This window comes from Arsukibacterium sp. (genome assembly GCF_036735525.1).
Lineage (GTDB): Bacteria > Pseudomonadota > Gammaproteobacteria > Enterobacterales > Alteromonadaceae > Alishewanella.
The window spans coordinates 1-1,267 of the sequence record NZ_DAINOE010000052.1 but is presented as its reverse complement, the minus strand read 5'-3'; the positions used below and the strand labels follow the sequence as shown (position 1 = coordinate 1,267).

At 44.3% G+C, this 1,267-nt stretch carries 1 protein-coding gene and 1 pseudogene; one reads left to right on the top strand and one right to left on the bottom strand.

Annotation, left to right across the window (positions count from 1 at the left end; translation table 11 throughout):
- Window positions 1-728: HTH-type transcriptional regulator CysB (gene cysB / locus V7D78_RS11135; RefSeq protein WP_333608526.1), on the bottom strand; the 728-nt coding region annotated here is incomplete at its 3' end.
- 162 nt (window positions 729-890) lie between these two features.
- On the opposite strand from cysB, the pseudogene V7D78_RS11130 reads away from it, so the two are divergent.
- Window positions 891-1,267 (top strand): annotated as a pseudogene (locus V7D78_RS11130) (sensor histidine kinase); the annotation flags it as partial.

Genomic DNA, 1,267 nt, shown 5'->3' with positions numbered 1-1,267 from the left:
ACGCCAACACCTAAACCCAACCTGACATAGGTTTTAATCACATCGGCATCGGTTGCAGTAAAAACTATCTTCGGTTCCAATCCTTGAGCTGCAAACGCCCGGTCTAATTCTGAGCGTCCGGTAAAACCAAAGACGTAAGTGACTATGGGGTGCTGAGCCACATCTTCAATGCTGATTGGCCGCATTAGCTGCGCCAGCGGGTGATCCTGACGCACTATGACGCTGCGATTCCAATGGTAACAAGGCAACATCACCAGATCGCCATACAGGTGTAAAGCTTCAGTCGCAATGGCAAAATCAGCCTCGCCACGAGAGGCGGCTTCCGAAATTTGTTGCGGTGTCCCTTGGTGCATATGCAATGACACCTTGGGAAATTTCTGCATAAAACCACTGATTACCGACGGTAACGCATAGCGCGCCTGAGTATGAGTGGTGGCGATATTTAACTTGCCCTGATCCGGCAGCGTATGCTCTTTAGCCACCGCTTTTATGCTCTCGACTTTGGACAGTATTTGTTGGGCAATTTCAATCACTTCACGCCCGGCAGGCGTAACATGGGTCAAATGCTTACCACTGCGACCAAATACCTGAATACCCAGCTCATCTTCTAGCATACGCACTTGTTTGCTGATCCCAGGTTGCGATGTAAACAGGCTTTCTGCCGTTGAGGAAACATTCAAGTTGTGGTTCATCACCTCAACGATATAACGCAGCTGTTGTAATTTCATCGATAATCGGTCCGTTTTTAGCCTATCATTGGCTAATATACCTTAGCGCCAAGATATTCCAACTTATTTTTAATTTGTAATTTGCTATAACCAATAGTAGCAAAGATAACTGATGAAGTGCGGAGCTGCCTTAATAGTTTAGTGTTTATTATGGGGAAAAAGATGTCGAACCAACATGCGGAAATTGATTTTGCTACCGTACTGGCAGCCAGTGTGCATGACATGAAAAACTCATTATGTTTGTTACTGCAATCTACTGAAGTATTAGAGCAGGAAGCTGCTGTGCTAACGAGTGACGCCCGGGATGAATTATCCAGACTGCATTACGAAGCCAGTCGTTTAAATTCTAACTTACTGCAATTACTCAGTTTATACCGTTTACAAAAAAATCAGTTACCTCTGCATTTGGATGAACATTTTCCAGCGGATATTCTTGAAGAAATTTTGCTGCATAATCAGAGTTTCAGCCGATATCGCCATGTCGATATTCAAATTGAGGTAGATGAACATCTGGCCTGGTATTTTGACCGTGAATTAAT